This window comes from Seinonella peptonophila (genome assembly GCF_900129355.1).
GTDB classification, from domain to species: domain Bacteria; phylum Bacillota; class Bacilli; order Thermoactinomycetales; family Thermoactinomycetaceae; genus Seinonella; species Seinonella peptonophila.
Genome location: NZ_FQVL01000004.1, coordinates 133,051 through 156,156 on the forward strand (window position 1 = coordinate 133,051; position 23,106 = coordinate 156,156).

Genomic DNA, 23,106 nt, shown 5'->3' on the forward strand with positions numbered 1-23,106 from the left:
TGTATTTGGTGCACTATTTACTTTTACCCATTCGAGTGATTCTTCTAACTTGTTAGCAAATGATCAAAAACAAAAACCAAATCCGTCTCCTTGCACGTTTTGTAATATCAAAATTGGTTAATGAAGCAAAAAAGGCCTTCTCATGATTGAGAAGGCTTTTTTGATTTACAGCGTTTGCTTACGCTGAAAGTATAGATAGAGTAATGACCCACTGATTAATAAAAGAAATCCAACAAAAATGCCTGTAGGTGCTAGACCGGCTGTTTTAGGCAGTGGCCCACCTAGCTTAATTTGATCTGTTGCTGGTGGTGTAACATAGTTATTCTCTGATCCAGAGGTACTATTGGGATTTTGCTCATTGCCCGCAGTGGCATTTGGGTTTTGCTCATTATCAGCGGTGGAGCTAGGGTTTTGCTCGTTACCAGCAGTGGCATTTGGATTTTGCTCATTACCAGCGGTGGAGCTAGGGTTTTGCTCGTTACCAGCAGTGGCATTTGGATTTTGCTCATTACCAGCGGTGGAGCTAGGGTTTTGCTCGTTACCAGCAGTGGCATTTGGATTTTGCTCATTACCAGCGGTGGAGCTAGGGTTTTGCTCGTTACCAGCAGTGGCATTTGGATTTTGCTCATTACCAGCGGTGGAGCTAGGGTTTTGCTCGTTACCAGCAGTGGCATTTGGATTTTGCTCATTACCAGCAGTGGAGCTAGGGTTTTGCTCGTTACCAGCAGTGGCATTTGGATTTTGCTCATTACCAGCGGTGGAGCTAGGGTTTTGCTCGTTACCAGCAGTGGCATTTGGATTTTGCTCATTACCAGCGGTGGAGCTAGGGTTTTGCTCGTTACCAGCAGTGGCATTTGGATTTTGCTCATTACCAGCAGTGGAGCTAGGATTTTGCTGGTTACCAGCATTACTATCTACATCACCATTACCATTCTCAGGAGTAGACTGTTTTTTCTCTAACTTTAGCTTACGATAACCGTTAATTGATTGATCTTTTGTTTTACCTGAATAACTAATTTCAAGGTAGTGTACTTGAAGATGCATTTTCGAATTTGGAATGGTAAAAGAAAAAGTAGCCTTGTTACTATCCTTCTCTTCTTGGACAGTTTTGTTATCCCATTTAATCGTCCAATTCCCTTTTATGTTTTTTACATCTTTTAGAGAGGCAGTAAGGATCAAATCTTTGTTATCTGCAAATTGACCGGATAATTCGATCGTTAAACGCTTACTTTTTGCTGGTTCAGCAGATGCTCCGACTGGAAATAAAGCGGTGATAAATAAGAAAACGAGTGCCCAAATTGAAAAGCGTCGCATCTTTTCACCTCTCATAAGTATAAATTTATTAAAAGAATATCAAATTGAGCGTAGTTTGTAAATTAATATAGAAATCCCTTGTTTTAGAATGATAGAATGCTTTATAAAATAGAATACCGATGATTTAATCGATGATTGGAGGTTTTGTTTTGCAGGGGAGTCGAAATATCATCTTTATTATTTTTGCTATGTTTCTTTGGGGATCGATGATTTCACTGATTAAGGACTTGATTGGAAAGATACCACCTTTCACATTGACAACACTTATTTTTTTGATTGGGTTGATTTTCGTATTTCCCTTTGCCTATAAGCAAGGATTTAAGACGAGTCAGATTGCACATCGAAATCATGTGATTTTTGGTTTAATGGGCGTAGTGCTTGGCTTTGGCTTACTTCACATGGGGCTTCTTTTTATCTCTGTCCAACATACTTTAATGATTCAATCATTAGCTCCCGTTTGTATACTTGTTTTAAGTTGGTCGATTCTTACTTACCGTCCTAACGAGTTTGCTTGGTCAGGGATCTGTGTAGCGCTGATAGGTGTTTTTTTAACGATTCAAATTTCCGAAATATCAATGGTTGAAAGTAGTTGGCTTGGTTATTTATTAGTGATTCTAAGTGTGATTTCGTTTTCATTCTATGTCTTTATAGGAAAACAGCAGATGTTTTTGTATAAAGCCTCTGTAAGTCATGTAATTGGTATGATAAATGGATTGATCTTTCTATTACCGATCACAGTCATTGAGCTTTGGTTAAAAGGACTACCTGCCATCACATTGAAAGATGGTTTTGAGATCATCTACTTAGGAATAGGGCTTGCTGGCGGTGTTCTCTGGTTTTGGTTGACTGGATTACGTGAGATAAGAATTGATCAAATTTTATATTATCTTTTCTTGATTCCTTTTTTCGCAGTCATCTTTGATTTTGTCCGTCATGGTTCGCTCGAAATTTGGCAATGGCTGGGTGAAATATTGATTATAATAGGTGTTTGGTTAGGTGCAGCAAAGCATACTCAAAAATCAAAGAAAAAGCCAGCTTCCTCATGAGAGAGGAGTTGGCTTTTTTCATTATTTTCCTTTTGCTTCACGGCGAGCAGCCCAGACTAAGCTAGCTCCTCCAATTAGCAATAAAAGAAGTCCGTAGAGCAAGGAAGTAGGTAAAGTACTTGCTGTTTTAGGTAGTGGCCCACCAACTGCACTTCCGCTAGGTGGTTTCGTCGTATCCCCTGTCTTATCGCCACCAGCTACTTTGCCGCCTTGATCACTAGGTGGTTTCGTCGTATCCCCTGTCTTATCGCCACCAGCTACTTTGCCGCCTTGATCACTAGGTGGTTTCGTCGTATCCCCTGTTTTATCACCGCCAGCTACTTTGCCCCCTTGATCATTAGGTGGAGTTGGCGTTTTAAACTCAACTTTTTTCATATATGCACCTAAGTACTCGATTGTTTTGATTTGTGGAGGACAAATGGTGATGTTAGGTTTTTTCTTAGGCTTTTCTTTTGGTTTCTTAGGTTTTTCTTTGGGCTTTTCTTCTTTTGGTTTTTCTTGTTTTTGGTCATTGAGCAAGATAAATGAATGTTGGTTCAATGTAAGGTTTGAACGATTCAGTTGTAAATCGCTATTTTGTTCGATCGAACCGAGAGGTTGAACTTTTGGAAGTTGATCATCGTTTAATTGACCTTCATCACCTTTAAATTTCTTTTCAACCTGTTGTTCATCTTTATTTTGTGTTTCCGTCTGATCTGTTTCTTGTTGTTGACCTTTTATTTCGGCCTTGATCGTAGCATTTAATTCTAGTTTTTGATCACTGAAAGATTCTTCTTTAATCAGTGGAAGAATTTCTGATTTTGATTTTCCACGGAAAAGTACAGAAAGTTTGGTGGAACCAGAAGGTAGTTCATTTTTCTTGAAAGTGACTGTAGCTTGGTTTTTCCCTTCACTTACAGTTTTACTTTTACTACCCAGATAGAAGAGGAATGCGCCGACTGGTTTTTCAGTACCACCTGTTTTTGCTGTTACAGTAAAATCGCCGTTTTTCTGTTCTGTTGTAGTAACTAACAGTGGAACCAATTTTCCTACATAGTGAACCGTTTTATCTTTACCATCTACTTTGCCTTTAAATTCAATTTTGATGGGCATAGATTGATCTTTGTTCATCACATCTGCAAAAGTGAGCGCTACTTCTGCTTTTTTCGTTGATTGTACTTGTTCTTTTGTACCTACGCGTACAGTCCATGTTCCATCAGCGGAGGTCGCATTGTTTAATTTACCTTTGACATACAGTTTTTGATCTTCACCTGCAGAGACGGAGACGTTTATATCACTTTTCTCATTTGGTGATGTTTGATCATCTTGAATGGTAATGGTCAGTTGATATTTAGCTGTTACTGTTTGGTTACCTTGTTTCCCTTTAAAGGTAATGGTCAAATCATATTTTCCGGCCTTGATATCTTTTTTCTTGATGGTAAAAGTAGTGGAAGATTTATCTGTTTTGGTTACTTGTTGATTACCAAAAAGAAAATCCCAAGTTCCAGTGGCTTCTTTTCCTTTATCGTCGAGCTTTGTTGTGATGACAAAGTCACCAGCTGCATTTACTTTCTTAGAAATTTTAATTGGAACCGTTAACTCTTTTGGAGTTTGAGGGTCTTTGGGATCCTTTGGATCTTTAGGGTTCGGATCTTTAGGATCTGGATTTTTTGGTGTTTCTTCAGTTTTCGCAGGGAAGAGGCTTTTCTTTTCTTGTGTATTCGTATACAAACTAATCAAATCAGCATTGATTGTATTCGAGGATTGTGAAATTTGATTGGTAACCCCTACTCCCAGATAGGTTGCTTTAACAGTAAAGTTAAGATTTTTCTTATCATTTGCATCAAAGAGTTGATCTTTTTTCACGATGAAACTGGTTTCTTGAAGATTAGCTTTATTAATGATGATCTTTTTCTTACCAGTTATGGTAAAACTCCAATCTCCAGGTCGTGTCTTATGTTTGGCTGTTACGACTAAATTGTCTTCATTTGGTTTGACTTGGAGATCAAAGATTGCGGCCTTTTTCTCGATGGTGACAGTGTTTTTTCCAACACTTACTGGTGAGGCAATCCCTTTCTTATAAGTAACATCTAGTTTGTTTTTCGTTAAATCTTTGTCAATTTCTGAGATTGGAATCGTTCTGACTTCAGCAGACGAAGCATCCTGATTGAGAATTGATGATTTCTTATCTCCTCGCCAAGTAGAAGAGAGTACATAATTTTTTTCTAGATTTTTTTGGTTATGCAGATATTGTTCAATGATGAGTTGGTATTCTTTTAGCTTGGCTTTGGTATCTAATTCTCCAGGGTGAGCTGCTGAAGGGTCCTTTAGAATCGGCTGTTGGTTTGGTTGGAGTTGATTGTCAGTGCCTTGTGTCGTTGGATTATCTTCTTCAGCCCAAGTACTATATGGTAAAACAGCAACAAAAAGAAGTGCAAAAATCGTTAATAAACTTAGTTTTCTCACCCTTAACACTCCTTCCTCTTTGTAGAAGAGTAGTAGTTTTAATATGATTGTAACAGAATTTATTTAATTAATAAATGTATTTAATAACGGTCTCGCCACCAAAGCCAACCGAGTAACAGAATGCCCAATATGAGAATGGAAGCACCAATTAAGACCATATTTGGATAATCTGTTGCTGTGTTTGGTAATTGATTATCATCTGCGAAGGCTTGAATTGGCAGAAGAGTTAATAAATAGGGAAATATAGTTAATAAACGAAATGTTTTTTTCATTTTATTCACCTCAAAATTAATTCATATATAATAATAAAAAAATATTTCATAACAACCTTCCCGCTTGGAAAAGCCTATAAACCTTGTTTTATCTTGATTGGGTCGCCTTTATTTGATTGATTCATCTCCAGCGAAATCTCGTTTAAAAAATTCTTTACTACTTGTTCATATCGTTTTCGATTATGAGGAAGCGAATTTCCATGTCCAGCGCCTTCAATGAAGACTAACTCTTTTTTACCCACCTTCTTCGCATCATAAAGTTGTTTTGACATTGATGGTGGAATAAACCAATCATGGCTGCCATGGATGAATAAAATTGGGAACTTGCTGCTAGCAGAAGCCGTGATTGGCTTAACTTCTGAGAGTTTAAATCGAGCGAACAGATACACCCAGCATTGGATCAGATAGTAAACTGGAAATAGTGGAACTCGATAGAGACGACGTATCTGGTATTTGACTAGTTCCGAGAAATCAGCATAGCTACAATCAATGATCATAAACATGATTTCATCTGATAGGCGTGAATATTCTAATACTGTACCTCCGCCTAGTGACTGTCCATGAAAGCCGATTCTTACATTTCTTCCTTTACGAGTTCTTAGCCACTCCACCCAGCGTTCAATGTCATATTTTTCTTGAACACCATACGTAGTATAGCGACCTTCACTTTCACCATGCGCCCGTTGATCAATCACCAAAAGATTAAATCTTTTTTTGAGGAAAACAGAGGCAAATTGCATGGACCAAGGATAGGCGACTGTATATCCATGAACTATCATCACAACATCTTGTTGCTCGGGAAATGCATCGATATAATAACCATGCAATTGATGACCATCCTTACTTTTGATGGTAACCTCTTCTTTTGGTAATAGAGAAAATTCCTGTCGAGAATATAAGCCTCTATTCTCCACAATCTGAAAACAACGATCAGCCAATTGTTTTTTTGTTTGGGTGATTCGATAAAAGCCATAAAGACTAATACTAATGACGACGATCGTAAACAATCCTATGATCCAAATCAACAGATTTTCGAGAATCTGTATTACAAACTCCTCCTTTTATATTGGAAAGTAACGGCTTTTGTATATATAATAATACCGATTGCAGTGACTGGCGATAGAAAAGTGGAACTGACCACGGGGAAACTGCTATCTTAGAATCTGCCGTTCGCCTGGGCAATAATGATATTGTTGGAGGTGCTATAATGGCAAAGCCATTGATATTAGATGGGTCTCGGGTAGCAGAAGCAACCAATCAGAAGACGATGCAACGGGTAGAGAAGTTGCGTGAACATGGGGTTATACCATGCTTAGCAACAATTCTTGTCGGTGATAATCCAGCATCGGAGACATATGTACGAATGAAAGGGAAAATGTGCGAACGGTTGGGCATGAAGTCATTACGCATTCATTTGCCTGAAGAGACAACCACTGAAGAGCTCTGTCAGCAAATTGTGGAGCTGAATCAGAATCCCGAAGTACATGGTATATTGCTTCAGCACCCTGTCCCGAGTCAGATCAATGAACGGAAAGCTTTTGATACGATTGCAATTGAAAAGGATGTAGATGGTGTCACCAGTTGGGGATTTGGGCAAGTATCAATGGGATTTGGTCAGTTCCCTTCCTGTACCCCTGCGGGGATTATTGGCATTCTGGATTATTATCAAATTCCAATTGAAGGGGCCCATGCTGTAGTGATCGGACGGAGCCCTATTTTGGGGAAACCAGTGGCAATGTTGTTGCTAGAGCGAAATGCAACGGTTACGATCTGTCATTCAAAGACACTAGACTTGCCTAGTTGTTTACGAATGGCTGATATTGTCGTAGCTGCGGTAGGAAAGCCGCACTTTGTACAAGGTGATTGGATTAAACCAGGTGCTGTCGTAATCGACGCTGGATATAATGAGGGTAATGTTGGTGATGTTGATTTTGAATCCTGTTCTAAAGTGGCTGGAGCCATTACGCCTGTACCAGGAGGACCAGGTCCCGTCACTATATCGTATCTGATGAAGCATACTGTAGATAGTGCAGAACGTAGGGTATGACTCATGATCAATCGGGGTAAGGTAATCATGGGTAGGTGATAATGGATGGATAAAAAACGATATTATATATCGATTGATACAGCAGCAAATGCAGGACAAATTCATGAAATGCCAGTCTCAGATGACCCTTACTATGATTATGAGGTTGAAGCAACCCCAGAGCAGATAGCTCAATTAGAAAGTTTATTTGTAGAAATGGAAGAAAGTGACTTTCGATCGTTTCTGAAAGCACATATTCCTTATGAAACACAGGAACGGATGCAAGAGAGTTGGACGGAGGATGCTAAACTTTCTGCCATCTACCGGATGATTTACAAACTTGGTACAGATCAAACCAAAGTAGCGATTGAACAGGCAGGATTGCCTCATTGACATGATGAAAAAAGCATCTTCCTTCTTAAAAGGAAGGTGCTTTTTTGTATGAATTACTTCTCATAACTGATTGAAACAGGAGTTGAGCAAGACCTGTGCAATGAATAAGTAAAACAGTGAATATATTAGGGTCAAGAATAAGATAACTAGATGTGAAGAGGATTTGTATCATAATTTGAACATGATGGAGAATCATATTGAGTAAAAATCAATTATAGTTGAACAATTAATAGTTTTTAGTTAACCTTTAGTAAACAGATAATTGCGATGCCAAGATTCAAGAATGATATCTGGTCCGTCCTGACGGAGAAGCTAGTCCATTTGGCTTCTTAGGAACCAAAGAGCTAGGGGTTCAATGAACAGCAAACAATTAAGTATTGCTGCAGGAGCAGCGATCGTCTTTGTGATGAGTTGGTACGCCTCATCGCTTGCCCTCGTCCTTCAAAAAAGAGGATTTAGTGAAGACGAGATCGGGATTATCATCGGTGTCACTCCAATCTGTCTCATGGTTGGAGCGCTGGCTGCGGGGGTTCTCCTCCACAAATTCGGAACAAAAACAGTCGGATTGACACTCCTGCCATTCTATCTGGGAGTTAATCTCGGATATCTGTGGGCAACCAGCTATGAGTGGCTGATCGTGGTCCGTCTGGGACATGGTCTAGTCAACGATGCACTGATGGTGGTCATTAGCACCTATCTCCGCGAAACCACACCTGAAGGCAAACAGAAACGCTTAATGGGTTGGTTTTCCACAGTTACCTACGGCTCCGCATCAACTGCTGCAATGATCGGTACAGCACTGGTTACTTCTTCTCAGAAGTGGATGTGGGGAAGTGCTGGGACTGGCTTGATTGCCACCCTCTGTCTGGCACTTTTCTTCTTTTCTCATTCATCGGTTCGGCGAGCTAAGGAGGCCAAAGAAGGGGGTCAGAGTAACATCCTGCACTTGGTCATTTCTACAGTTGTGATTTCTGTAGTCGCCTGCTGCCAGATGGCAGTGTTCACTTATCTTCCACAGCTCCCGATAAACAATGGGGAAAAGATCGGTGGACTTTCAGTGTCCATCCAGTACTTTGCCTGTGGAGTAAGTGGTTTCCTTCTGGTACGTGTATCGGATCGACTCGGCGATCTTCGAACAGTCGGTTACGGCTTGTTCTTGATCATGATAGGCAATGTCCTGATTCCTACCCGTCAGACGCCTCTGATTCTGATTGCTGGTCTCGTTTTCGGGATAGCAATTGGTATAGCGATCATCTGCCTGAAACAAGTTGCCTTTCGCGCTTCCGGTCAGCGACCGATCGGCGTATCCATTCCTGTTGTCATGATTGGATTAGGGCAGGGCTTTGGAGCTATCGGGTTCTCCCGTCTGAATAGCCAGTGGGGTTTCGACGCCATCTGGTACATCACTCTTCCCATCCTGATGATCAGTATCATCTCCTTGTTTGTGCTGCATGCTCGAGCACATAACTGAGGAGTCAATTCGAAATGCTACACATCTCGCTCAGAAGCTAATACCATCCCCTAACTCGTGTTGCAACATTGAGCACGTAATGGGGATGGTAAGCCTACATATATACAGGTGGATATCATGATTTATAATATTTTGAATATATGATGTGTTAATGATTTAACCCTATCCTTCGTTTATACGCGAATATTTCATCAACAGCTCGTTGATAGCCTCCTGCCGCACGAAATGAATCGCCAATTTTCTTGCATACCTCATGAATAGCAGAATCTTCGAGTATGCGCTCTGCCTCCTCTCTAAAAATATCAGGAGTTAACCCATCTTGTTTTAACTGAACCCCTGCACCAAGGTGTGCCACTCTTTGTGCAATGATGGGTTGATCAGCACTTTGAGGAAATACAATTAATGGTACTCCATAATACAACCCTTCAGAAGTGCTGTTCATTCCACCATGTGTGATGAATAAATTAGCATGTTGCAAGACTTCGAGCTGTGGTACATAATGACGCACAATAAAATTCTCAGGAATATCCCCTAATTCCCCAATTTGCGTTTGACTGCCAACAGACAGAATAACCGTATGTTTCGTGTTGGCAAAAGTAGCAAAACAAAGCCGATAGAAATCCATTGCCTGGTTAATCACCGTGCCAAGAGAAATATAAATCAGACTATCTGTTTTCAAATTAGAAAATTCATTTTGATTAGATGACCGTGGTGTAATAGACGGTCCAATAAACTTGTATGATTCATCAAAACTGTCTCCTTCTGGTTGGAAGTCCCTAGTCGTATAGACAAGAGTTAACGGAGCTGGATTACAGAATACTTCGTATGGTGAGTCGATTTTCACATGATATTTCCTTTGCACAGAATGAACCAACTGCTGAAAGTTTTGATTTAAACGATCATTGAGTGCTGCGGGGGCATGGTGTGCAAATTCATCCAACATCTTGTTAAAGATGGTTTGCTTGAGTACAAAGCTTGTACATGAATTGATTGTAGGCAAGTTAAGTATTTGCGCAAGCAAACGACCACATCCGAACATAGAGTCGTGGATCATGTAATCAAATCTTTCATCCTTTGTCTGCTCCAAAACACTGGGGATCACGATATCGGCTGTACGTAGAAGACCATTCACTCTGGAGAGAAGACCAGATCTTCCGCCTTCTAGAAACGCTTTTAAAAATTTATTGCCATCAAATGTACGTACAGAAGCGCCCATCGCTTCCATACGGTCATCGTTAGCCGAAGTAAAATAAACAACCTCTTCTCCGCGGCGAACAAGCTCTTGAACAATACCAAGAGTGGGGTTAGTATGACCTTCAGCGCCTGTATTGACAAATAAAACTCGTGACATAGTTATCACCTTTCATAAGTAATTGTACATAACTGGAAATGGCTTCTCATAGCGCTATTGATAGTCGCAATCTGTAATTTGTTGAGTAGTCTCAATGATTATCAACTGATAACGCTTTCTTTACTTCTTGAATCTTTTCCTCGATCCATCGTTCATTAACTTCAACCTGTTTAGAGCGAAGATCAAGAACGTTTAAAATATGTGGCTTTTCCACATCTGGTATTTGATTGAAATGAACAATTTGGGCTCTATTATCTTCAATATGCCGACGGATAAAACATAAATGATCTTTATATTGATGCAAAATAATGAGTTTGACGTCATCTTTTACATTGCAAAAATTTGAAAGCTTAATTTGAAAATGCAAATCATAGTCTGCTGTATACGCTATCGGCTCTTCCATCAACAAATAAAATTGATGTTTGCCAGTTTGAGTAATTCGATATGGTTTTCTCTTTTTTCCCCTACCTTTGTGCGTTTGCTCATCCAGAACTTGCTCAATTAGCCCCTCATCTTCTAATCTGCGGATCAATGGGTATAAAACACCCCAACTAATTTTACGTAATGGACCGACCACCTGATTAAGAATCGTGTGTAACAAATAGCCGTGTAAATTACCACCCATTAATTCACCAAGGATATATAACTCGTAAATTGCGTTTCCTCCTCCCATTCAGTAGGGTTTATAACATTTATTATATCTTTAAGATATATTTTATTCAATATATTTAATAGATATATATTGTAAGGTCTTATGATCTTTAGAAATATGTATTCACACGGAATCTTCCAGTCCTTTCTTTTTCAAATCCAACGACAACGGACGACATAAATCCTAAGTACATCTGACTTTGCTTTTTGGGCTGAGTAGGTGACTGGGATATTGATCCTAAGGGAAACAAGGTATGAAAGTCCAATACATCATCACCATTAAATTATTGAGAATATTCGGTTATTAATTTCAACTCGCATCTACTTTAATGAACTATACGCTCCCAGTGATTAAGTTTTATTTGAAAAAGAAGCATCTTCCGTCTAAGGAAAGATGCTTTTCATTGTTTAAGTACCTGTTGTCTCAGTTGGTGTATCCGTTGGTGGTTTGGTTACATGCACCATCAACCATCACCTCCATCTAAGAGTCGAACTCTTACTGATTGAAGTTGCTGTGAATAATCGAGATAATGTTCATCATTGCCGAGGTGTTTGAAGCATTCGCTCAATTTTGCTAAGGCTTCTTCTTCTTTTTCTAGATACTTGTATTTTTGAGCTAATTCCAAACCTTGTTGGTATTGATGGCTCGCTTCTCTAAATAGCAAGCGCTTTCGATAAAAATCTCCATAGGCTATAAATGCACCTATGAATTGTAACATATCCCTTATCTTATCACCATATTGTATTGATTTCTCTAAGTATTCCTTTGCTAAATCTATATCTCCTTGTCTTTGTGCAATAATACCAAGTTGTTTATACACGGAGATAATCGGGCGCTTTTTTGTAATTTTTTCTTTTAAATCAAGAGCCGTGCGATAACAGATTTTGGACTCATCTAGCTTATTCATATCAAAGTTGATATTGCCAAATGTGTTCCAAAGCGCAAAAGAGCGGTCATACATGTGATTGATCCGTGCAAGTTCTATTCCTTCTTTGACAAGTGCAATCGCTTTACTATACATCTGGTTCTTATTCAGGATACGTGATTCGAGATCAAATAAACTTAAAGCGCCATCCATTGTTTTGGCCCCATGCTGCGCTTCCTTAATCTTTTGAATCGTTTGTAGCGATCGCTCGAGTAATCCCATCTCTTCAAGATAGATCGCTTTATTTGTCATGAGAGAGTAGAGAACATACTCGCGCTTCTGATCTGTTTCAAATTCTCGAATTCCTTCTTGTGTATAATTCAGTGCCTCTTCTAAATTATTTTCGACATTTGCAATTCTACCTAATTTATTCAGGCAAATGGACTTTAAGTTTTTATGATTAAAGGATGATTCTTGGTTGATATACATGATTGTTTTTAAAAAAAAGGTTTTCGCTTTTTTTAATAGTTTCTTATGGAAATAACATTTTCCTTTTAAGTAGTTAAGAATTGGTTTATAACGGTCATCATCATTAACTTGTAGTTCTTTTAATTTTTTTAATCCGATATCAGGCCCTAAAAGGTCAATATAGTTTTCCACAGAAAGTAACTTTAGCTCAATGCGTTCATGCCGCTCTTGTTCTTCGGATAAGATTTGAGGAAGTGCTTCTAAATTGGTACCTAGGCGTTCGGCATAGAGTTTAACTTTCTCTTCACTAACATGGGGGTGTCCATTTTCAATTTTGGAAATAGTAGCTTGCGATAGTCGATCATCTTCAAAGAATTTCATCGCTCGCCCTTGCTCATTACGGAGCTTGCGTAGGATTTCCCCATACTGATATGAATAGAACTCAGCCAATGGTCCACATCCTTACCTAAGGGATATACGTTTAGAATACACTATTTCTATTAAAATGGAATGGTAAATATATTCTAAAATGTGTAGATTTTAATATCAAAAATCACATTTCCATTCTGAAGAAAAAATAAAAAGGGATAATTTGAAGTCACGCTTTACGCTTTGCCTACATAAAATAGGGTAACGCCCAGTTGCTGGCAAGGGAGTGTGGTGAAAGATGTGTGGAATTACGGGTTGGGTTGATTTTACTCGTAATATCAGTCAGGAGAAAGATAAATTATCACGAATGAATCAAACACAAAAGATGCGTGGGCCTGATGCAGAAGGAGTTTGGGTATCGAAGCATGCTTTGTTAGGGCATCGACGCTTAATTGTGATTGACCCTGAGGGCGGACTGCAACCCATGATTAAGCAAGTTGGTGGAAGACGTTACATTATCACCTATAATGGTGAGTTATACAACATGGATGAAATACGAAAAAAATTAATCAATTGTGGTTATACTTTCCAAACAACATGTGATACAGAACTTGTGCTAGCTGCTTATGCAGAATGGAAAGAAGAATGTCCGACTTATCTAAACGGCATTTTTGCATTTGCAATCTGGGATGAATGTAGAGAACAATTATTTTTTGCCCGAGATCGATTAGGTGTAAAGCCATTTTTTTATATACAACAAGGAAGTAGCTTCCTATTTGGGTCAGAGCTGAAGTCAATACTGGCTCATCCTCAAGTGGAGCCAGTTTTAGATCGAACAGGAGTAGCAGAAGTACTTTTGATGGGACCTGCACGTACACCAGGTCAAGGTATATTTGCAGGAATTCAGGAATGTAAGCCTGGGTATTGGGGGTGTTTAAGTCGAGCTGGTTTGCACATGGAGCCATATTGGGAGCTAAAAAGTCAACCTCATACAGATGATTGGGAAACAACAGTTGAAACTGTTCGAGAACTTTTCTTTGATACGGTTCGCCGTCAATTGGTTTCAGATGTGCCCATTGGTACAATGCTGTCAGGTGGGCTTGATTCAAGTGCCATTTCAGCTTGCGCTGCACAGGTATTTTCTGAAGAAGGTAGAGGGGAACTCGATACATTTTCGATTGAATATGCAGATAATGAGCATTATTTCCAGGAGAATGAATTTCAGCCCAATCGGGATGCACCTTGGGTACAGAAAATGGTTCAAGCGATTCAATCGAATCATCATGAAATTGTTTTAAGCAATGCTGAACTGATTGATACATTAAATCAAGCATTATCTTCGCGGGATCACCCTGGAATGACAGATATTGATGCATCATTATTGCTTTTTTGTCGTGAGATCAAAAAAGTTTCTACGGTTGTTCTGTCAGGGGAATGTGCGGATGAGGTATTTGGTGGGTATCCCTGGTTTCATCGCGAAGAGTTGATCCATGCTGATACATTTCCATGGTCAAGGCATCAAGCGGATCGAAAAGCTTTTATTTCCCCGGAAATCAAAGTAATGATTGAACCAGATTCTTATGTAGATGCAAGGTATCAAGAAGCATTGAGCGAGGTTCCTCGTTTGACTGGTGAAGAGAGTGCGCTAGATGAACGGATGCGAGAACTGTTCTATCTGAATTTAACACGTTGGATGCCTACACTATTAGATCGTAAGGATCGGATGAGTATGGCAGTCGGCTTAGAGGTTCGCGTACCTTTTTGTGATCATCGATTGGTTGAATATGTATGGAATGTGCCATGGTCGATGAAAGCCTATCAACAGCGAGAAAAGGGGCTACTACGCTATGCGTTGCGTGATTTGCTTCCAAAAGAGATTGTGGAACGGAAGAAAAGCCCCTATCCCAAAACACATCATCCTGGATACGTCCAAGAGATGAAAAGTCGAATCACTTACCTACTTCAGCAAAAGGAAGCTCCGCTATTCCAACTGATTGATCGACGACAAGTGGAATCCTTTATGAAACAAGATGTAAGTAAGGTACATCTTCCTTGGTTTGGACAGTTGATGAACGTACCTCAACTGTTTGCGTACTTTCTACAGCTTAATCAATGGCTTGAAACGTATCAGGTACAGATTCGCTTGTAGGTGTGCTTAATTCAAGAACGAGACGTTCCATAATGTTTTTTGGCTGTAAGAAGGTATTTTCTAATTGCATACGAGCGTTCATAATTTGTTGAAATCCTTGTATCAAGGGTTTAGGTTCATTTGTGAACGCTTGTTTTTTTATGTCCTCAAACCAAGAAGGGAACAAGAAAGTTTGTCCGCTTTCCATAAAGAGTAGCAATTCCCGATCCCATAATAAAAGAATATCAAGCAATAATGGTAGATGATTTTGCTCTAGTTCCTGCTTGAACCATTCGGATTCCAATTGCAGCAGTGCTTGGCTCTGACTTTTCAGTATTGCTTCGTTCCATTTGATGATCTGAGTAATGCGTCTTTGCCATTCATTGGGATCAATACTTTTCTCCTCTGATGGTAGAGTCAGATGAAGATGAGCAAATAGCTTGGCGAGTTCAGTAGAAAGTCCATATTGTTGCCATTGTTGGCTACGGATATGGGGAGATAGTGATGGGAAACGGATTTGCTGACATCGAGAACGAATGGTTGGTAGCAGTGACTGGACTTGATCAGTCAAGAGGATAGCTACCATTGGAGTAGCTGGCTCTTCTAAGAATTTCAGCAAGCTGTTTGCTGCTTCTGCTCGCATTTTCTCAGCATGATGAATCATGACAACTTTGGGCTTGGATGAAGAGGATTTGTAGCGAAATGATTGCTGTAACTGTCGTAGTTGATCAATTTTGATCAATGAACCTTCAGGCTGAAGTGTGACAACATCGAGGTGGTTTCCATGTTCAATCTGACGACAGCTACGACAACTCCCGCAAGCATCATCTCTTTTTTCTTCGCAATGGATCGCCTTGACAAGCTCTTTTGCAAACAATTCCTTTGCTGTGTCATGAGAACCATAGAAACAATATGCATGCGCAATGCGTTTATTTCGCAGGGCTTTTTGAAAAAAAGAAATCACTTGTTCTATACCAGTAAATCTTGTGAATGACAATTTGTCCACCTCGCGTTTCTGATCCCATTGTACCAGAACGGGGTCAGATGAAAACAGATCAGTGGATCGAAGAAAAGCGCATATTTGATTGTATCCTCATCTCCATGTAGATGAGGATTTAGCGAAGATTATGTAATTCTTTTTCAATACTTTGCAGTCCTGACTCCTTTTCGAATTGTCGATGAAAGGGTAGTACATATTTTTGATGAAAAGAATTTTCTAGGTCAATGGGGGTAAGGAGCTTGATTTTATCTAGTGCGAGGTCATCTGTTAAACGGTGGAATGAGCGCTGATTTTTTACCAAATTCCCAGCTCCACTGATTAATTCAAAAGTAAGTTTGTAAATCGGACTGGAAAGAGAGTAGCGGTGCAGCTTTAAATATTTACTTACCTCAGCTTCTAGGGTAAGAATTTTTTCCTGTCGCTCATTTGTTGGAAAATAGATGAAATCCTGTACTTGACGATACATATCGCTCACATAATCCATCAATTTAAAGTAGACTTCTAATCTTCTACGGAAAATTTCATCACGAATCGTGATCTTATTCGTTCGCTGTGTGCTATAGATTGTCGCATAGATCATCCCGATAAAAGTAAGCGCAGAGATAATGCCAGTAATGATTGCGGCATTTACCTCGCTCGAAAACAAAGGGTTGTTTGAAACCCAATTTTGAATCCACCAGCGAATGAAAAAAAATAAAAATGCAAAAAAAAGAAGCGTAAATAAACCGATGAAGATTCGTTTGATCCAAATCGGCATCTTGTTCGCTCACCTCACTGTTGTATCATATGGATCATGTAATGCTTAATTTGGAATCCAGCGATGATCACAATTGTGACAGATGAAGCGATCATCATCTTCCTTGATCACATCAGAACCGCAGCGCGGACATTTTTTTGGCTTTTTATGACCATCGCCTCCCCAAAAAAAACGTGCGTAAATATAAACCGATGGTTCAAATATTTTCATCGATCCATCTACCTCCAGATAAATAGTCAGTATGACAAATATATCTTTATCAAGCCATTAATCATTCAAAATTCCGTGACATTTATTTACCCTGAGTAGATATAGATGAAACAAATTCAAGTAGATGATTAAGTAACGCCCATTGAAATCAATAATCCTTCTGGTCTATAATATAATTTACAATATGCACTCGTAGCTCAGCAGGATAGAGCGACGGTTTCCTAAACCGCAGGTCGGGGGTTCGAATCCCTCCGGGTGCACCATTCATATTGCAGTACTATCAAGGGGTTTGGGGAATTAGTGCAGGATGGATTTTGCTTTGAAGACGAGAGTTGCAAACGAAATGCAACCTTTAGTTGAGTAAAGGAGTATAGTAACATTTCATGAGGAAGAGACATGAGTGTACATTCATTTATTGAAAACACTCCTTTTTATTGTTAGAATATTCTTATATTTATTGATGTGTCAGAGCTCATGGCAGCGAACATTCGTCAATGGATTCTTTTGGGAATGGAATTGAATTCGCTAGTAATGTCAAACAAAAAACAAAAAAATCTTGATGTGCGCGTTTTCAAGATTGCAAACGTCGAGATGAAACTGCAATCACGACGTTTGCAGGATATGTAATTGCACATTTTAAAGACGTTGAGGATACAATGGATTGGTGAGAACGTAGAAGCAGATTAGTTTATTTACCAACTTCACTACTTGATATATTCAGTTTCTTTCTACCAACAGTCCAAATTAACAAGCTTGCTCCCATTAGCAAAATGACACAAGTATAGTATGGGCTTTGTGGATAAAAGTGATAGAGGTAGGTTCCAAGTAAAGGTGCGATGATGGAGCCTGCCGCATTAGCTGCTGTAATCATTCCGGCAATTTTCCCTTGTTGCGTTTTATCAACCATTAATGAAGCAGCTGACATAGAGGCAGGTAAAGCCATACCAGTACCAATGCCGATCAGCAGGAAGGAAATAATCAAATAAAAAATCCCATAAGTGATGGAAATAAGGAAAAAACCAATAAAGACAATTGGTAAGCCTATCCTGATCAGCGTGATCGGCGACCAGCGAAATCGATTAACAATGAGTATTTGTGTAAGAACAACGGATATACCAGCGATGGTAATCAAGATCGTGACATAACGTGTTGCCGCTTTTATGGAAATGTGTAAGGTATCTTGAATATAAAAACCAGAAGTCACTTGCAATATGGATAATGCCATCGTAAGTAATAAACTACAAGCCAGTGGTAACCACACTTTGGAAAAAAGAATGGGTTTTGCTGTACTTTCATTTTCATCACTGTAGATATGTGTTTTTTTGTTGGTTAGGGATATCCAAAGCCAGATCGTAACCCCAGCAGTTAAAAAGGCAGATATATAAAATGGCGTTGCCATATGGAATCCAACAGTGAAAGCTCCTAACATTGGTCCTAATACAAACCCTAAGCCATTTGCACTACCAATTAGTGCCATTGCAGAAAGTCGTTCTTTTCCAGTTGTGATGTCAGCCATATAAGCTTGTCCTGTAGAAGGAATGGCTCCAAAAAATAAACCTTGGATGAGTCGAATGAGCAACAAGAGCAAAAAAATCTTTTCTATTCCTATCAATGTCGGTTTGGATAAACCCATCTGCACCAAAATTCCAAAAAAGAACATTGTAATAGTAAATCCAGTCATGCCGATCAAAAGAATTTTTTTGCGTCCCAAAGTATCACTTTTGCGTCCTAGAAAAAGACTTCCTATGATGGACATGATGGCCGTGATGGAAATGAGCCATCCAGCTTGTATTTCTGTTAGACCCATGCTACGCGCAATCGGTGCCATTAACGGATTATTTACCGCAACTCCCATCCAACTAATGAATATTGATGAGAAAATAATCCACTTGGGATGAATCAAATCAAACACCTCGAATCCTTTTCTTGTTCTCTTTCACCGTTAATTTACAGATGAATTGTCGAGAACTGATGCAAATCTTTTTCTGTTTTAGTGGATCTTTTGGTTATTCGATCAGTCACCATATAATGGTTTAGTTATTTTTATAGAACATAAAAGAACCTCTCTATCTTAGAGAGGTCAGACTGATGAAAAACCTACATTCTGGTTAAAGAACAAGAAAATCAACATGGTTAAAGGAGGAGATGGTTTGCAATGTAGCCGACTTTCAGGCGCTACAAAGCCGCGACTATGAAGCGAAGAATAGGCGGTAGTACTGTTTGAGGCGATAGCCGAGTTGATACCGCCCTGAGCGAGTAGTCGCGGCGCCTTGAATACATCTGCGTAGCCTGAGCTGGAGGCGAAATGCAAACCTTGACTCCCAGAAATGATAACCACTTATACTTTATCTACAAGCTGAACCTCTCTATCTTAGAGAGGTCTTCTATGTTAATGCTTTTTCGATACCGCTTTTGCAATTTCTCTAAAAGCAGTGATCTCTTCGTAATCATTTAAATCATTGTCTGGATCAGCAGAAACTTTAGCGATGACTATCCCTGCATCTTTATTTACGTAAACATACTGCCCATAGACCCCTATCGCTGAAAACTCATATCCCAGCTTTGCCCCTTCTGGAACCCACCACTGATACTGATAGCCAAAGTGAGGATAAGAGGCATTAGGCTGTAAATCTGCATCAACGGGTGTGGTTGCTTCTTTTATCCATTTTGCGGAAACGATTTGCTTGCCATTCCACTTACCATTTTGCAAGTATAACTGACCAAGTTTCGCAAAGTCACGAAGTGGTGCATTGATGAAGCTCAGACCTACATCATTGTTGTGTAAATCTTGGTTTAAGTAAGCATCGCTTGTCATGCCGAGTGGTTTCCAGAGCTTTTCGGAAGCTACCTCATGCAGTGGTTTTTTGTTCACTTTCTCTACTAGGGAAGTAAGGACTTGAGAATCTGCACTCTTATAGTTGAACGTATGTGGTTGGCCGCTTTTCAATTCTTTAATAAAGTCCTGGATGGGCATTTTGTTGAACACTACATCTTGCAACATGCGCCAGATATCCGAATTTTCATTGTTATAATCCTCGTTCCAAACTATCCCTGAAGACATTTGAAGGACATCGCGAATGGTAGCTTCTTCATAGCCTGAACCTTTAAGCTCAGGAACATAATCTGTGACGATGTCATCAATACTCTTAATTTTGCCTTCATCTACTGCGATTCCTACAAGGGTAGAAACATAAGACTTCGCTACTGACCAAGATGTGAACCGGGTACATTCATTGTTGTCGTTAAAATACTGTTCGTTCACGATCTTACCATCTTTGATTACAAGAAGACCGTTTGTTTTACTACGTTTCATTAAATCTGTGAACTTGCGAGTTTCCCCTTTGAACTGATAAGTAAGCTTGTCAAGACTAACATTTTTACCCTTTTTAAATGGCTGAATCTTGCTGCCCGTTTTGATAATAGAATGGGGTAGGATTTTATCCATATTAACAAAATTCCAAATCATTTTACTCTCATCAAATATTGTTGCCATTTTAGATACATCGTACGTATCACTGATTGGATTTCTACACTGTTGGACAGGTTTATGCACAGGATTAGCTGTCTCAGCTGAAGCGTTCAGTGCCAAGCTAAAAATGAATGCAGAGGCTACAGATAAACTTACAATCTTTTTCTTCACGCTGTCTCTCTCCCTCAGATGATATGATTTTGTAAAGAGAATCTAAATGAATCGTTCATCATTCACAGTTGATAATTTACAAAACAATTATCGAGAACTGATGCAGATTTTTCCCAATTTGTGTGGATTTTTTAGTTATTTGAGTAGACACGCTATAATAATAGAATCTCCTGTATTGGAAGGATGAGATTGGAATGGAACCAAAATTGTTGATCGTAGAAGATGAGACTAATATGCTGGAAGAAATGCAAACTTACTTACAGCGAGAAGGTTTTCAAGTCCATACTTGTCAAAACGGAAGGGAAGCACTTGAGCTCGCCCAGTCAGAACAACCCGAACTCGTTGTTCTCGATTGGATGCTACCTGAAAAAAGTGGTCTTGATGTTTGTCGTGAATTAAGACAAGTATCGAATTGTGGAATTATTATGGTCACAGCGCGATCAGAGGAATCGGATAAAATCGTTGGTTTGGAAATTGGCGCAGATGATTATTTGACAAAACCTTTTAGCTTACGAGAATTGGCTACGCGCATCCGGGCTTTACTTAGGCGCATGCATGGCTCCGAAAATAAGCCACAACTTTTGAAAAGGGACAACTTGACCATTTCAGAAGCAAAATGTCAAGTATACAAAGATGGACAAGAAATACAACTTACACCAACCGAATTTAAAATTTTATATACTTTGGCAGCACGTCCTGGAATTGTTTTTAGTCGTCTACAATTATTAAAAGTCGCTCTAGGGGACGAATATATGGGTTATGAACGGACGATGGATTCCCATATTCGAAACCTTCGTAGAAAATTGGAAGACCTCCCTTCTAATCCACGATATATTCAAACGGTATACGGCTTTGGCTATCGATTTGGTGAGCAAACATGAAAATGACAGTACGCCAAAAAATCTTTGCTTACATGGGACTACTCGTTTTGATCATCACCCTGTCTCACATTTTTACCTATCAAATTTATATGGACTTTGTATTTGACGGTTTTCGCAAAGGACAATTTGGAGCTGCTTTTTTGAACGTCTCGCTCAATGATCAAATTGAGATGTTGAAGGCGTATGTAATTGATAAAATGAAACTGATGGGGGTTGGAATCGCTATATTTTTTATCGCAACAGGTCTATATTTTAGTCATTGGATATCGGGAGTTATTACACTTCCACTTAGAAAACTGATGACTGCTATTGAACAAGTTGGAAAAGGGGATCTCAATGTGAACGTTCCTATGGAATCTAGGGACGAATATGGGAAAGTAGTTCAGACATTCAATGATATGACGCTTCGCTTACGTGAAGCTGAGAATGTACGAAAGAGGATGGTTGCGGATGTTGCTCATGAGCTTCGCACTCCGCTTTCAATTATGCAATTAAAGTTGGAAAATACGCAACAAGCAAGTCAGCATATCTCTCCTGAAATACTGTTAAGACTTCATGACGAAGTGATCCGTTTGAGCTTGTTAGTTGATGATCTTCATGTTTTATCTTTAGCCGAAGCAGGGCGATTGACGTTGAATTGTAAACCAATTGATTTGAGGGAAAATCTGCAACAAATTGTGAATGATGTAAAGATGGAGGCAGAAGAGAACGGATTGAACATTTGCTTCACTTCTAACGCAAAACCTGTGATTGTAAAAGTCGATGCCAGACGAATTACACAAGTATTTATCAATTTGTTAACCAATGCAATACGCTACACGCCAAAAGGTGGAATGATAGCGATTGATATCAAAACGAAGGTTGTGGATCAACATAAGGTTTATACATGTATTTCTGTAAGCGACACAGGAATGGGTATCCCTAAGGAAGAACTTCCTCATTTGTTCGATCGTTTTTATCGGGTTGAAAAGGCTCGTTCACGGCATACAGGTGGAACAGGAATCGGATTGTCCATTGCTCACCAATTTGTGAAAGCTCATGGTGGTTTTATCAACGTCGAGAGCCAACTGGATGAAGGGACAACATTTGCCGTTTACTTGCCTTCAGGAGATTGTCAAGAATGACTCGATATTAGGGGATTGTAAAGTAAATGAAATCATACTTTATTTTTCAGATAGCAAAAACCCTGACTTTTAACTTTAGTGGTTGAAATCAGGGTTTTGTGTCGTTTCAGTTAACTCATGTTCTTTGGATGGAATCCATTACAAACTCATCATCGGCTGTTTTTTATACAGGGACGCTTTCCGGAACCTGGACAATCCAAAAAGGATCCAATATGTCTTTTTTGGGAGATGCCGCATCATATACGCTTGATTCCAATCGACGAATGGTCTCTATGATCTGGCGAAATGGTGTTTGGATTCAGATGTAACGAGAACCTAGTACATAGTAGATATTTAGTTCGAAATAAGCCAAGCCCCGCGCGGTCCGCACGGGGCTTGAACTTGGAAGGTGTCAGCATGCAGGTAGCAGCGCCTTGATCTGCTCGATTGCCGCTTGAACAGTGCTTGCATCCCCGTCGGAGATGCCATCGATGAGTTGCTTGAAGGGCTCCTCCATCTCCGGATTCAGCCTGCTGTAGTAGGGGATGGAGTACGTCTCCAGCATCCAGATGATGTGAGCTCTGGTCTCCTGGATCAGGGAGTCGGCGGCGAGACGATCCAGCAGATCCCGCAAGACGACCACATCATGCGGATGGGGGTATGCGGCTGTCACTTGCCCTCCTTGTTGATTCGGTTCCGAATTCCCAGCATAAAA

At 39.6% G+C, this 23,106-nt stretch carries 20 protein-coding genes, 1 tRNA gene and 1 riboswitch; of the genes, 8 read left to right on the forward strand and 13 right to left on the reverse strand.

Going from position 1 to position 23,106, the window contains the following annotated elements; all coding sequences use genetic code 11:
* Window positions 1-165: 165 nt before the first annotated feature.
* Window positions 166-1,314 (reverse strand): hypothetical protein, encoded by a 1,149-nt coding sequence (locus BUB71_RS09040; protein WP_073154517.1) that lies wholly within the window; start codon window positions 1,312-1,314, stop codon window positions 166-168.
* A 149-nt stretch (window positions 1,315-1,463) separates the two neighbouring features.
* On the opposite strand from BUB71_RS09040, the gene BUB71_RS09045 reads away from it, so the two are divergent.
* Window positions 1,464-2,360 carry a DMT family transporter gene (locus BUB71_RS09045; RefSeq protein WP_073154518.1) on the forward strand — a complete coding sequence of 299 codons (897 nt, stop codon included), beginning with the start codon at window positions 1,464-1,466 and terminating at the stop codon, window positions 2,358-2,360.
* A gap of 21 nt (window positions 2,361-2,381) precedes the next feature.
* Here the strand turns inward: BUB71_RS09045 and BUB71_RS19845 are convergent, their stop codons facing one another.
* The 3 genes from BUB71_RS19845 to BUB71_RS09060 all read right to left on the reverse strand — a co-directional run bounded on the left by BUB71_RS19845 (window position 2,382) and on the right by BUB71_RS09060 (window position 6,084).
* Complete coding sequence (locus BUB71_RS19845; protein ID WP_073154519.1) at window positions 2,382-4,805, reverse strand: hypothetical protein; 2,424 nt, start codon at window positions 4,803-4,805, stop codon at window positions 2,382-2,384.
* Between the two features lie 80 nt (window positions 4,806-4,885).
* Entirely contained in the window at window positions 4,886-5,077 is a 192-nt protein-coding gene (locus BUB71_RS09055; RefSeq protein ID WP_073154520.1) for an LPXTG cell wall anchor domain-containing protein, read from the reverse strand.
* 74 nt (window positions 5,078-5,151) lie between these two features.
* Complete coding sequence (locus BUB71_RS09060) at window positions 5,152-6,084, reverse strand: alpha/beta hydrolase (protein WP_139279045.1); 933 nt, start codon at window positions 6,082-6,084, stop codon at window positions 5,152-5,154.
* Window positions 6,085-6,176: 92 nt separating this feature from the next.
* A riboswitch (ZMP/ZTP riboswitch) is annotated at window positions 6,177-6,264 on the forward strand.
* 20 nt (window positions 6,265-6,284) lie between these two features.
* Here BUB71_RS09060 and BUB71_RS09065 point away from each other — a divergent pair.
* The 3 genes from BUB71_RS09065 (at window position 6,285) to BUB71_RS09075 (ending at window position 8,967) form a co-directional block, all read left to right on the forward strand.
* A complete protein-coding gene (locus tag BUB71_RS09065; RefSeq protein WP_073154522.1) occupies window positions 6,285-7,124 on the forward strand; it encodes a bifunctional 5,10-methylenetetrahydrofolate dehydrogenase/5,10-methenyltetrahydrofolate cyclohydrolase in 840 nt (279 codons plus the stop codon).
* Between the two features lie 45 nt (window positions 7,125-7,169).
* Entirely contained in the window at window positions 7,170-7,496 is a 327-nt protein-coding gene (locus BUB71_RS09070; RefSeq protein WP_073154523.1) for a hypothetical protein, read from the forward strand.
* A gap of 355 nt (window positions 7,497-7,851) precedes the next feature.
* Window positions 7,852-8,967, forward strand: a complete 1,116-nt coding sequence (locus tag BUB71_RS09075) for an MFS transporter (protein ID WP_073154524.1) — start codon at window positions 7,852-7,854, stop codon at window positions 8,965-8,967.
* A 148-nt stretch (window positions 8,968-9,115) separates the two neighbouring features.
* Here the strand turns inward: BUB71_RS09075 and BUB71_RS09080 are convergent, their stop codons facing one another.
* The 3 genes from BUB71_RS09080 to BUB71_RS09090 form a co-directional block, all read right to left on the reverse strand.
* Entirely contained in the window at window positions 9,116-10,318 is a 1,203-nt protein-coding gene (locus tag BUB71_RS09080; protein WP_073154525.1) for a macrolide family glycosyltransferase, read from the reverse strand.
* 91 nt (window positions 10,319-10,409) lie between these two features.
* Entirely contained in the window at window positions 10,410-10,943 is a 534-nt protein-coding gene (locus tag BUB71_RS09085) for a PadR family transcriptional regulator (protein WP_245815560.1), read from the reverse strand.
* A gap of 490 nt (window positions 10,944-11,433) precedes the next feature.
* The gene (locus tag BUB71_RS09090) at window positions 11,434-12,753 is read right to left on the reverse strand and encodes a helix-turn-helix domain-containing protein (RefSeq protein WP_073154526.1); all 1,320 of its coding nucleotides are present in this window, start codon (window positions 12,751-12,753) and stop codon (window positions 11,434-11,436) included.
* A 217-nt stretch (window positions 12,754-12,970) separates the two neighbouring features.
* Between BUB71_RS09090 and asnB the strand changes: the two genes are divergently transcribed.
* On the forward strand, window positions 12,971-14,821 hold the full coding sequence (asnB, locus tag BUB71_RS09095; RefSeq protein WP_073154527.1) for an asparagine synthase (glutamine-hydrolyzing): 1,851 nt from the start codon (window positions 12,971-12,973) through the stop codon (window positions 14,819-14,821).
* On the opposite strand, the gene holB is transcribed toward asnB, so the two are convergent.
* The 3 genes from holB to BUB71_RS19540 all read right to left on the reverse strand — a co-directional run bounded on the left by holB (window position 14,778) and on the right by BUB71_RS19540 (window position 16,767).
* Window positions 14,778-15,797: a DNA polymerase III subunit delta' gene (gene holB, locus BUB71_RS09100; protein WP_073154528.1), complete on the reverse strand. Its 1,020-nt coding sequence runs from the start codon at window positions 15,795-15,797 to the stop codon at window positions 14,778-14,780. The two genes, asnB and holB, sit on opposite strands and share 44 nt — an antisense overlap.
* Window positions 15,798-15,915: 118 nt before the next feature.
* The gene (locus BUB71_RS09105; RefSeq protein ID WP_073154529.1) at window positions 15,916-16,557 is read right to left on the reverse strand and encodes a hypothetical protein; all 642 of its coding nucleotides are present in this window, start codon (window positions 16,555-16,557) and stop codon (window positions 15,916-15,918) included.
* Window positions 16,558-16,602: 45 nt separating this feature from the next.
* Window positions 16,603-16,767 carry a hypothetical protein gene (locus tag BUB71_RS19540; protein WP_175552322.1) on the reverse strand — a complete coding sequence of 55 codons (165 nt, stop codon included), beginning with the start codon at window positions 16,765-16,767 and terminating at the stop codon, window positions 16,603-16,605.
* 186 nt (window positions 16,768-16,953) lie between these two features.
* Here BUB71_RS19540 and BUB71_RS09110 point away from each other — a divergent pair.
* Window positions 16,954-17,030 (forward strand) — tRNA-Arg (locus BUB71_RS09110).
* Between the two features lie 425 nt (window positions 17,031-17,455).
* On the opposite strand, the gene BUB71_RS09115 is transcribed toward BUB71_RS09110, so the two are convergent.
* Window positions 17,456-18,679: an MFS transporter gene (locus BUB71_RS09115; RefSeq protein WP_073154530.1), complete on the reverse strand. Its 1,224-nt coding sequence runs from the start codon at window positions 18,677-18,679 to the stop codon at window positions 17,456-17,458.
* A 477-nt stretch (window positions 18,680-19,156) separates the two neighbouring features.
* Window positions 19,157-20,407, reverse strand: coding sequence for a serine hydrolase domain-containing protein (locus BUB71_RS09120; protein WP_084731349.1), 1,251 nt, complete (start codon window positions 20,405-20,407; stop codon window positions 19,157-19,159).
* A gap of 194 nt (window positions 20,408-20,601) precedes the next feature.
* Here BUB71_RS09120 and BUB71_RS09125 point away from each other — a divergent pair, with 194 nt between their 5' ends.
* The gene (locus BUB71_RS09125) at window positions 20,602-21,288 is read left to right on the forward strand and encodes a response regulator transcription factor (protein WP_073154531.1); all 687 of its coding nucleotides are present in this window, start codon (window positions 20,602-20,604) and stop codon (window positions 21,286-21,288) included.
* Entirely contained in the window at window positions 21,285-22,412 is a 1,128-nt protein-coding gene (locus BUB71_RS09130; protein WP_073154532.1) for a sensor histidine kinase, read from the forward strand. The genes BUB71_RS09125 and BUB71_RS09130 overlap by 4 nt, the downstream gene beginning before the upstream one ends.
* Window positions 22,413-22,803: 391 nt before the next feature.
* Here the strand turns inward: BUB71_RS09130 and BUB71_RS09140 are convergent, their stop codons facing one another.
* Complete coding sequence (locus BUB71_RS09140) at window positions 22,804-23,064, reverse strand: hypothetical protein (RefSeq protein WP_073154534.1); 261 nt, start codon at window positions 23,062-23,064, stop codon at window positions 22,804-22,806.
* Between the last annotated feature and the right edge of the window lie 42 nt (window positions 23,065-23,106).

Excerpts from the sequence above, each read along its gene's own strand:
- BUB71_RS09040 (WP_073154517.1), bottom strand. The coding sequence starts at position 1,314 with ATGCGACGCTTTTCAATTTGGGCACTCGTTTTCTTATTTATCACCGCT.
- BUB71_RS09055 (WP_073154520.1), bottom strand. The coding sequence starts at position 5,077 with ATGAAAAAAACATTTCGTTTATTAACTATATTTCCCTATTTATTAACT.
- BUB71_RS09065 (WP_073154522.1), top strand. The coding sequence starts at position 6,285 with ATGGCAAAGCCATTGATATTAGATGGGTCTCGGGTAGCAGAAGCAACC.
- BUB71_RS09070 (WP_073154523.1), top strand. The coding sequence starts at position 7,170 with ATGGATAAAAAACGATATTATATATCGATTGATACAGCAGCAAATGCA.
- BUB71_RS09075 (WP_073154524.1), top strand. The coding sequence starts at position 7,852 with ATGAACAGCAAACAATTAAGTATTGCTGCAGGAGCAGCGATCGTCTTT.
- BUB71_RS09080 (WP_073154525.1), bottom strand. The coding sequence starts at position 10,318 with ATGTCACGAGTTTTATTTGTCAATACAGGCGCTGAAGGTCATACTAAC.
- BUB71_RS09085 (WP_245815560.1), bottom strand. The coding sequence starts at position 10,943 with ATGGGTGGTAATTTACACGGCTATTTGTTACACACGATTCTTAATCAG.
- asnB (WP_073154527.1), top strand. The coding sequence starts at position 12,971 with ATGTGTGGAATTACGGGTTGGGTTGATTTTACTCGTAATATCAGTCAG.
- BUB71_RS09105 (WP_073154529.1), bottom strand. The coding sequence starts at position 16,557 with ATGCCGATTTGGATCAAACGAATCTTCATCGGTTTATTTACGCTTCTT.
- BUB71_RS19540 (WP_175552322.1), bottom strand. The coding sequence starts at position 16,767 with ATGAAAATATTTGAACCATCGGTTTATATTTACGCACGTTTTTTTTGG.
- BUB71_RS09125 (WP_073154531.1), top strand. The coding sequence starts at position 20,602 with ATGGAACCAAAATTGTTGATCGTAGAAGATGAGACTAATATGCTGGAA.
- BUB71_RS09130 (WP_073154532.1), top strand. The coding sequence starts at position 21,285 with ATGAAAATGACAGTACGCCAAAAAATCTTTGCTTACATGGGACTACTC.